Below are 9708 nucleotides of genomic sequence, written 5' to 3'. Positions count from 1 at the left end.
CAAGAGGGGAAAGTTTTAAGTAGTAAGCTATAAGTTTTAGGACTGAGTCGGGGGGATTGAAATTTTATTACTGAGGGCGGGGTAGCTGTCATATCGTTTTTTAAAGGTCTGTAGTAAAATACAGGCCTTTTTTATTGGTCTGTTTTTCAGTTAGTTGGTATTGTGGTTTTGATAAAAAGAAAAATTTATTTGGAGGTTATCTTCTAATAAGCTTATTTAGTCTATAATTTTAGTAGATTATTTAATGGGCCACTATATTTTCTCTCAATGCCGTTGCTGTTGTTGCTGTTTCTGAAGAACACTATTCTATTCCATGCTCATTGTTTAAATCTTTCAACAGAATCAAACCCAATACATTTTAACAGATGAAATTTTTTCTACGCAGATTTATTGTATCCATGCTTCATGTGATGCTCTTATTGCCTGTATATTTCCAGGCGCAGGCTCAGGGCAATAATTTTATTATTGTATCCGGAAATATTGTCGACCAGGAAACCAAGCAGCCGCTGGATGGGGTAAGTGTGCTGGTGAAAGGCACGGTTACCGGTACTACTACAGACACTAAAGGCAATTTCAGTCTTAAGACAAGGGCGAAATATCCGTTTGTTCTTCAATTCAGAAGTGTAGGTTTTCAGACGCAGGAATTTGAGGTAAAAGGGCCTGAATCTCAATTGAATATCGCTCTTTTGACGCAAACTATACTGAGCAAGGAGGTCGTGGTAACGGCATCGCGTGTTGAAGAGAGCATCTTAAGGTCGCCGGTAGCCATTGAAAAACTTGATATCCGCTCCATAAGAGAGAGTCCTTCTCCGAGCTTTTATGATGCGCTTGAGAACATCAAAGGAGTGCAGATGACTACATCGAGCCTTACTTTCAAGATCCCCAACACACGCGGGTTCAATATCCCGAGTAATTATCGTTTTATGCAGCTGGTAGACGGGGTAGATATGCAGGCCGCGACTCTCGGAGTTCCGCTTGGAAATGCAGTGGGACCAACGGAGCTGGATATTGCCAGTGTCGAGATCACGCCGGGGGCGGCATCGGCACTCTACGGGATGAATGCCATTAATGGTATGTCGAACCTGCTGACAAAAAGCCCTTTCTTATACCAGGGATTAAGTCTTTATCAGAAAACCGGTTTGAACCATACCGGTGGCACAGGGCGTGAGCTAAGCAATCTTACGGAAACTGCTATCCGTTTTGCAAAAGCATTCAACAATAAATGGGCTTTTAAGATCAATGCAAGTTATATGCGGGGTACAGACTGGCTTTCGGATACCCGGCGGGATCAGAATCCCAATAATTTGAAAACGGCTAATCCTTCATTCCCTGAACTGAATGGGGAAAACAATGCTGTATTCGATGGATGGAACAAATATGGAGATGACGCGCTGGCAGGGAGTAACACTGTTTCGGTAACAGGGCTGACTATCAACGGACAAGGCAATCAAACCCTCACCGTGGCTCGTACCGGCTATTGGGAAAAGGACCTGGTAAGTCCAACAGTAGACAATCTTAAATTTGATGCTGCCCTGCATTACAGGCTGAATGACCATGTAGAGCTTTCATATGCTTACCGGGTGGGAAAGATGGATGGTGTTTTTCAGCGTGGAAACAAGATTCAGCTCGATAATGTGGTGGTACAGAATCACAAACTGGAGGTAAAGGGGAGCAACTTTCTTCTGCGGGGATATATTTCAAAGGAAAATTCAGGAGATTCCTATAATGTTAAACCTCTTGCGGACAACCTCGATCTGGCAAGTGGCGGCAGCGGAAGTGTCTGGGGCGGCAAGTTTAAAACAGCACTGAATGCCTATGCGAGCCAGAACGGTGGGAGCCTGACATCCGAAAACCTGGCTGCTGCGACGAGATATGCACGTCAGCAGGCCGATGCTGGAAGGGTAGAGCCCGGCACCCAGGCCTTCAACGATCTTAAAAATACAATTATCGGGATCAACAACTGGGATATCAAATCTTCTCAGATTCCTGATGCTCCGGAAACCGGTGGTGCCGCCCTGGTTCAGAAGAGTAATTTATATCATGTTGAGGGACAATGGGATTTGTCAAAGCAGGTAAAGATATTTGATTTGCTGATAGGAGGGGATGCCCGCATTTATGAGATCATCCCCGACGGAAATACTTTTGTTGACTTCGACCGTTCTATTGAGGACAGAAATAAGCCCTTTGCTGACGGAAGTTTTGGAGAGAATGTTTATTACAAAAAGTTCGGTGCGTTTACGCAGCTAACAAAAACTTTATTTGATGAGAAACTGAAGCTGTTCGGATCTCTCCGTTTTGACTATAATCCTGAGTTTGATCCCAAATTTACTCCACGTCTGGCAGCAGTGTATACACTAAACAATAATCATAACTTTCGCTTTACATTCCAGGAAGGTTACAGGTTTCCGGCCTTGTTCGAAGCCCTGTCTTATGTAAATAACGGCCGGGTGAAGCGTGTGGGCAGCTTATCTTACATCAACGAGGGGCTTGGATACCTGGATAACAGTTATACACAGGCTTCGGTCGTTAATTTCAATGCAGCAGTAAAGGCCGCAGGTAATGGGGATGCCGCAGCGCTGGCAAACAGGGGACTGCTCGAGGTGGCTAACCTGCCTGAAGCCCGTCCTGAACGCATTACTTCACTGGAAGCCGGATATAAGAGCATTTTGCTGGATAATAAACTGGTGGTAGATATTGATGCTTATACGAATCTTTATGATGGCTTCCTGGGACAGGTGCAAGTGTTCGTTCCCAAAGGTGAAACCGTGGGTTCTGATGCTGCTGTGATTGCAATGGTAGACCGTAACCGGGATGCCACACAGGCCAGCGGCGGCAATTCAGCCAGTAAGGGACAGGACAGGTACAGGGTGTATACCAACGCCAAGAATACATACAGGAACTATGGATCGGCACTCGGGCTTACTTATAATTTCTATAAGAAATATACCGTTTCAGGCAATATTAATTTTAACAAGATGAAGGATAATGAGAGCTCAGACATCTTTGTTACGGGTTTCAATACGCCTGAATGGGCAACGAGCGTTTCTTTCGGCAACAGGGAAGTGGTAAAGAACCTCGGCTTTAACGTGGTTTACCGCTGGCAGGAATCGTTTCTATGGGAAAGTCCCCTTGTAACTGGAAGGGTAAATGCTATTCATACCTTCGATGCTCAGACTTCTTATCGGATCCCTCAAAGCAAAGCGACCATTAAGATTGGGGCATCTAATATATTTAACAAGAAGTATTTACAGTATGCCGGTGGCCCCACTATTGGCGGCTTGTATTATATGGCCATTACTTTCGACGGTTTGCTCGTCAAATAAGAATTTGCTGTTGATTTGATTTGGAAGTGAGGGCGGCATTTTGCTGCCCTTCGTTTTTGTATTGTATATGACCTGTTTTTTGCCTTAGTTTGACACATGAAAATGAAGAGCGTTTGTGTTTACTGCGGTGCCAACTTTAACGGAGATCCGATGCTAAAAAAAGCAGTAGAAGATCTGGCTGAAGTATTAACATTACAGGGAATTAACCTGGTTTACGGCGGAGGAAGTGTGGGAGTAATGGGACTGCTGGCTGACGCCGTGCTTCAGCGGGAGGGAACTGTAACCGGGGTAATCCCCCAGTTTTTAATGGATAAGGAAGTTGGACATAAGGGGATAACAGAGATGATTATCACAGAGAATATGCATCAGAGGAAGAAGAGAATGGCTGATCTTGCTGACGGATTTATTATTCTCCCGGGAGGCTTCGGCACGCTCGAAGAATTCTTTGAAGTGTTAACCTGGCTTCAGCTCGGACTGCACAACAAAGCGATAGGTGTGTTGAATGCAGATGGCTATTACGATCATTTGTTTGCTCAAATGGATGTCATGGTGGAGCGGAGATTCCTGAAACCGTCTAACCGGGCACTTGTGTTTAATGAAAGCAATCCGGCGGTGCTGATAGAGAAAATGATCGCTTTTGATGCTGTTCCTGATGAAGTTTGGTTTAAAGACAGAAATCTGACCTGAACGGCTTGTTAAGGCATTATGAATGTCGTAAATTTGCATGCTAAATAATTTTTATGTCTCAGGATACAGAACATGTACAATGCCTTATCATAGGTTCAGGCCCGGCAGGATACACTGCCGCCATATATGCTGCCCGTGCTGATTTAAAACCAGTGCTTTATACCGGAATTGTTCCGGGAGGCCAGCTGACACAAACGACGGATGTTGATAATTTTCCAGGATATCCGGCGGGAATTATGGGCCCGGAAATGATGGAGGATTTCAGAAAACAGGCAGAGCGTTTTGGTACAGATATTCGCTTTGGCTATGCCACATCTGTGGATTTTTCGGGAACGCCGCATAAGGTAGTGATAGATGAGCACAAGACTATTATCGCTGAAACAGTGATTGTTGCGACCGGTGCTACTGCAAAGTGGCTGGGACTGGAAAGTGAACAGAAGTATAACGGGTTTGGTGTATCAGCCTGTGCGGTTTGCGACGGGTTCTTTTTCAGGAACCAGGAAGTGGCGATTGTTGGTGCAGGGGATACAGCAGCGGAAGAGGCTACTTATCTTGCCAAGTTGTGCAGCAAAGTACATATGCTGGTGCGGCGTGATGAATTCAGAGCCTCAAAGGCGATGCAGAACCGGGTTCTCAGCACTCCTAACATTGAGATACATTATAATACGGAAACGCAGGAAATAGTAGGAGACGGGCAGAACGTTACCGGAATAAGGGTTTATAATAACAAAACAACAGAAGAAACAACGATTCCTGTAACGGGCTTTTTTGTTGCTATAGGACATAAGCCAAATACGGATATATTTAAGGGCTGGCTTGACATGGATGAGACGGGATATCTGATCACGAAACCGGGCACTGCTCAAACTAATATTGAAGGGGTCTTTGCCTGCGGTGATGCCCAGGATAAAGTATACCGTCAGGCTGTTACAGCTGCGGGAACGGGCTGTATGGCGGCTCTGGAAGCGGAACGTTATCTTGCTGAAAAAGAGTACGAAGCGGCCGAATAGGCTGTAGGAAGAAACTTTTTAGTTCCTGATATGTTGTCTGAGTATTGAAATTTAATAAAGATCAATATGGGAAAAGGTGATATCAAGACGAAAAAAGGAAAGATCACGAATAAATCATTCGGAAAAAAAAGATCTCATAAACTAAAGAAGGTTGCTTCTGCTACTCAGAAGGACGATGAATAAAGTGCCCTGAAAGGCACTTTATTCATTTAAGTACTTTGCTTATTTTTAATATCTTACTTTTTAGGATGTTTCTTTCCAGCGCCTGCTTATCTGATATATTTATATTGCTCTGAATATCATGTCATCATTGAAATTACGTACTACAGCGATTCTGATAACTACCTCCTTAATAATCTTATTCCTTCTTTTCTTGTTTTTTTACATAAAGAGAGAGTTTCTGGTGACGCGAACGGAGATAAGCGAGGATGTCATCATGGAGAAGATCACCAATATCGGCAAGCTGGAACTCGTCAAGTACAGTATGAAAGATGTGCTTGAAAAAAAAGAATTACGGACTATTTTGCCTGACAAGAGGATTCTTCTGGTTGCCGCAGGCGAAGTAACCGGATGCATTGACCTCACTAAAGTCAGTAAGGACGATATAGAAAAGTCGGCCGATGATTCTGTAACAGTTTATCTCCCTCAGCCTGAGATCTGCTATTTCAAACTGGATCATAAGCGCTCCAGGGTGTATGATATATCAGGCGCCTGGTTCCCAACCGATACAAAGGCGATGGTTGAAGACGTGTATAAACTGGCAGAACAGCGTATTCTGCAAAATGCTAAAGAAATGGATATTATTGGAAAGACCAGGCAAAACGCCTATATAATATTCCGGCCTATGCTCGCAAATATTACAGGTAAGAAAATCGGCATCAAATTCAGGTAATAAAAACAGGTTCTTAGCGGTACTTTTATTCTTTCGTTGTGCTGATTTGGAAAATCAGAATTATTTGGGCAGTTTTATAGCTTCGATATGTATTTAACTGGTCCCAAACTGTAAACAGATGAATAAATTATTCAGAGAATTACTTGTTATATCCTTTGTTCTTTCAGTCGTTTCCTGCTCATCAGATCAGCCCAAAGAGCCACAAAAGCCCTCTGTTAAGGTAGTTCTGCCAAAACCTTTTTCTTTTCATAAGGCTATTGCCATTAAGCCGGGTTTAACATTTGATGTGGTCAGTTGGGGGAGAGGGTCTGAACAAACCGGTGCCTATCTGATCCTCCGGTCTGATTCAGCGGATATGAAATATCGCTCTACTTCAGGTGAGCTGGAGGGAAAAGTTACGGATGCCTGGAACATGGATATGGATTCGGATGGAAACCCGGAGATCTTTATCGAAGCAAGGACCGGAGATAAAGAAAATCCGCTGAATATATATGTTTACGAATTTGATGATAACGGGTCTGCCAGGGAAATAAGATTTCCGGATCTGACGTCGTCTACAAAAAAAACCTACAGGGGGAAGGATTCCATTTATGTAAGGGAGGGGGCTTTATTCCGGGAGTTTCCATTATACGAAGAAGCGGATACAGCCGGTATCAAACCTACCGGAAAGAAAGTGCTTGAGTACAGTCTTCGCGGAAGCACTTTCTCGGTTAAGACTGTAGATTAAACATGGCTCCTTCAGTTGTTGAACTGATGCTGGAGCCTTTCCAGTTTTTCTATCATTTCATATAATTTTTCCTGCTCTCTGCGGATATATGTCCGCATGAGGCGCCAGCATACCACAAACCAGGCAGCAGTGAAAGCGACTCCTCCTATAATTTGCCACAGGGGGGCGATGAAATAAAGTTCTATAAAATAAAGTCCGAAAGCAATGCCTATGAAGATGCTGTAAACGGAGTATTTACGTGTATTCAGTATGTAACGCCGCTTTCTGTATTTTTTCAGATACTGTATATAGTCTTCCGGCTGCTGCAGCAGAGATTCACTGTTCGTGATACTACGATAATCACTTATCTGGATGAATACATAATAAAGGCAACACACGATCAGGATCAACAGAGAGAGATGTGTTGTCCACATCATGAATGGATTGCTGATCCAGACCCATAAGAGGATAATGACGGCTGAGAACATCCCTGCTGTTTCAAGCAGTAATTTATTGCTGAAGCTTCTTTTAGCCAGTTTTAGCCCTTTGATGATATCTTCATAGCTGATCCGTGGTTGAGAAACCTGCCCGCTCCATATATCTTTCAATGCATCAAAATCTTTCATAACCATTATATATTTCCGTCAGCTTATGTTTTATCCGGTGGATCTTCACACGCAGGTTTCCTTCGGAAATACCTGCAATGTCTGCTATTTCACTATAGGGCACCTCGTCGAGTACCATCGTGATAATTATACGCTCGTTCTCTTCCAATTGTGATATGCATTTATAAAGCAGTGCAACCTGTTCGTTCTTTTCGGAAAGCTCTTCTCTCTTGTTCTCTATGATATTGTCTGTAAGCTCTTCTTTGCCCTGTCGTTTTTCAACCCGAAGCCAGGAAAGGCAAGTGTTGACAGCAATCCGGTAGATCCAGGTAGAGATCAGTGCCTGATTTCTAAACTTATCAAGGTTTTGCCATACTTTCATGAAGGTTTCCTGCATCAGGTCGTTGGCTGCATCGTTGTCGCCGGTATACCCATAACACAAATGGAATACTCTTTTGGAGTTGGATTTAAAGATTTCTTTAAAAAGAGATTCCTTATCTGTCATTGGTATTTAGATTGCAGCAGCCCTGATTTGTTACAATTTTAAATCATGAACATTAATTCCCCTTATTTTAGATGAAACCGACGCAAGGAGATTATCGTACTCCTGTTTATAATCAAACTGAAGGTCTTCATGGAGTTTCTGTATTTGTTTTGAGATCCTGATCATCAGCCTTGTCAGCATGGTGATCAGTGTTTTCTGGGAACTCCTGACCCCTGAAAAGGCAACGAAGCTGGCGGAGTACCACAAAAGCAGATCTACCTCTGCTTCGGCAGAGCCTATAAATTTGATATGCTTATTCAGGAGCCTCAGGATCTTTCTCAGCTCTTTCGCCCGTTGATAAGGGCTGGAAGACAGCTGCTGAAAATTTTCCTGTAAAAATGTTTTTACAGAACTGATGTAGGAGCCGGAATTGGAGGAGTGGAACAGCAAATAACTGAGTAATTCTTTATTCTCCTTTTTATATTTCGCCAGTTTGAGGCAAATTTCGATTATTTCGGGTGTTCCGAGGGCTTTTAATTCTTTTTTTATGTCGCTTAATCTTTCAGCTTGCATCTGTAAGTTATCATTTGGCCGATAAATCTAATTATTTTACATTTGCTGGCCATTAATTTGATTACATGAAGTTAAAACAAGCCGGCTTTACTGCTGTTATCACCGTTTCAATAGCAGCTCTCCTGCTTTTTCTTGATCATTATAATATCATAGCAGTTCCGGCTATTGCGCTTCTTTTTTCACGATGGCTCGCCATTGCCGGTCTGGTGCTGTATGGGATAAAGAAGAAGTCGCTGACAGCCTGGATCTTAATCGCTATGGTGATCGGAGCGGAAATCGGACATGATTATCCGGATGTCGCCATGAAGCTCCAGGTGCTCAGCAAGATCTTCCTGAAGATGATTAAGACAATTGTTGCTCCTTTATTGTTTGCAACACTGGTCTACGGAATTGCCGGCCATGCAGATCTGAAACAAGTTGGAAGGATGGGATGGAAGTCGATCCTTTATTTTGAGCTGGTTACTACTGTAGCTCTTTTTATTGGGGTTGCAGCGATCAACATTACCAAGGCAGGAGTTGGAATAAAAGTTCCCCCGGCCCATCACGAGGAGTTACCCGAGGTGCCACCTCAATCTGCCAATGATATTATTTTACATATATTTCCGGAGAACATAGCCAAGTCGGTAGCAGACGGCCAGATCTTACAAATTGTGATTTTCAGCGTCGTTTTTGGTATTGGCCTTGCAATGGTGCGTGAAGATAAACGTTTGCCAATGCTGCACTTTACGGAGAGCCTGGCTGAAGTAATGTTCAAGTTTACCAATATCGTCATGTACTTTGCGCCGATCGGTGTTGGTGCTGCGATCGCCTATACGGTGGGGCATATGGGACTTGGGATACTAGTAAACCTGTTCCAGTTGCTCGCTACTCTGTATGTAGCACTCCTGGTATTTTTATTTGGTATTTTGCTGCCTATCGCCCTTTTCGTAGGTGTCCCCATCCGGAAGTTTATCAACGCGATTGCAGGCCCTGTGTCGATCGCATTTGCCACGACGAGCTCGGAAGCGGCTTTGCCCAGGGCGATGGAAAATCTGGAAAAACTTGGCGTTCCGAGAAAGATCGTAGCTTTTGTGATGCCGACGGGCTATAGCTTCAATCTGGATGGAACAACTTTATATCTGGCTCTGGCATCGATCTTTGTCGCCCAGGCGGCAGGCATGCACCTTAGTCTGGGGCATCAGCTTATTATCGTCTTCACTCTGATGCTGACAAGTAAGGGTGTTGCGGGGGTTCCCAGAGCTTCGCTTGTCATTCTGCTCGGAACTGCTTCTTCATTTGGTATGCCCACATGGCCGATCTTCATCATCCTGGGGATAGATGAGTTAATGGATATGGCAAGGACTTCGGTTAATGTGATCGGTAACTGCCTCGCAACTGTGGTGGTGGCGAAGTGGGAGAATGAGTTTCATCCAGAGGAAGAGGGTGGGC

At 43.8% G+C, this 9708-nt stretch carries 10 protein-coding genes; 7 read left to right on the top strand and 3 right to left on the bottom strand.

Going from position 1 to position 9708, the window contains the following annotated elements:
- Positions 1–365 precede the first annotated feature (365 nt).
- The 6 genes from DDR33_RS04320 to DDR33_RS04295 all read left to right on the top strand — a co-directional run bounded on the left by DDR33_RS04320 (position 366) and on the right by DDR33_RS04295 (position 6639).
- A complete protein-coding gene (locus DDR33_RS04320) occupies positions 366–3323 on the top strand; it encodes a TonB-dependent receptor (RefSeq protein ID WP_202913648.1) in 2958 nt (985 codons plus the stop codon).
- A 102-nt stretch (positions 3324–3425) separates the two neighbouring features.
- Complete coding sequence (locus DDR33_RS04315; RefSeq protein ID WP_109414572.1) at positions 3426–4010, top strand: LOG family protein; 585 nt, start codon at positions 3426–3428, stop codon at positions 4008–4010.
- Positions 4011–4063: 53 nt separating this feature from the next.
- Positions 4064–5020, top strand: a complete 957-nt coding sequence (gene trxB / locus DDR33_RS04310; protein ID WP_109414519.1) for a thioredoxin-disulfide reductase — start codon at positions 4064–4066, stop codon at positions 5018–5020.
- Between the two features lie 66 nt (positions 5021–5086).
- On the top strand, positions 5087–5203 hold the full coding sequence (locus DDR33_RS04305; RefSeq protein WP_109414518.1) for a 30S ribosomal protein THX: 117 nt from the start codon (positions 5087–5089) through the stop codon (positions 5201–5203).
- A gap of 190 nt (positions 5204–5393) precedes the next feature.
- Positions 5394–5912 carry a DUF4230 domain-containing protein gene (locus DDR33_RS04300; RefSeq protein ID WP_238387659.1) on the top strand — a complete coding sequence of 173 codons (519 nt, stop codon included), beginning with the start codon at positions 5394–5396 and terminating at the stop codon, positions 5910–5912.
- A gap of 118 nt (positions 5913–6030) precedes the next feature.
- Positions 6031–6639 carry a hypothetical protein gene (locus DDR33_RS04295; RefSeq protein WP_109414516.1) on the top strand — a complete coding sequence of 203 codons (609 nt, stop codon included), beginning with the start codon at positions 6031–6033 and terminating at the stop codon, positions 6637–6639.
- A gap of 11 nt (positions 6640–6650) precedes the next feature.
- On the opposite strand, the gene DDR33_RS04290 is transcribed toward DDR33_RS04295, so the two are convergent.
- Genes DDR33_RS04290 through DDR33_RS04280 form a run of 3 tightly spaced genes read right to left on the bottom strand, consistent with a single transcriptional unit; the run spans position 6651 to position 8280 of the window.
- Positions 6651–7244, bottom strand: coding sequence for a hypothetical protein (locus DDR33_RS04290; RefSeq protein WP_109414515.1), 594 nt, complete (start codon positions 7242–7244; stop codon positions 6651–6653).
- Positions 7231–7728 (bottom strand): RNA polymerase sigma factor, encoded by a 498-nt coding sequence (locus tag DDR33_RS04285; protein ID WP_109414514.1) that lies wholly within the window; start codon positions 7726–7728, stop codon positions 7231–7233. Before DDR33_RS04285 ends, DDR33_RS04290 begins: the two co-directional genes overlap by 14 nt.
- Positions 7729–7758: 30 nt before the next feature.
- Complete coding sequence (locus tag DDR33_RS04280) at positions 7759–8280, bottom strand: hypothetical protein (protein WP_109414513.1); 522 nt, start codon at positions 8278–8280, stop codon at positions 7759–7761.
- A gap of 65 nt (positions 8281–8345) precedes the next feature.
- Here DDR33_RS04280 and DDR33_RS04275 point away from each other — a divergent pair.
- Positions 8346–9708: dicarboxylate/amino acid:cation symporter (locus tag DDR33_RS04275; RefSeq protein ID WP_109414571.1), on the top strand; the 1363-nt coding region annotated here is incomplete at its 3' end.

This window comes from Pararcticibacter amylolyticus (assembly GCF_003130405.1).
Classification (GTDB): domain Bacteria; phylum Bacteroidota; class Bacteroidia; order Sphingobacteriales; family Sphingobacteriaceae; genus Arcticibacter; species Arcticibacter amylolyticus.
Note: the sequence above shows the minus strand (reverse complement) of the source record. Positions and strands in the feature narration are given on the sequence as shown.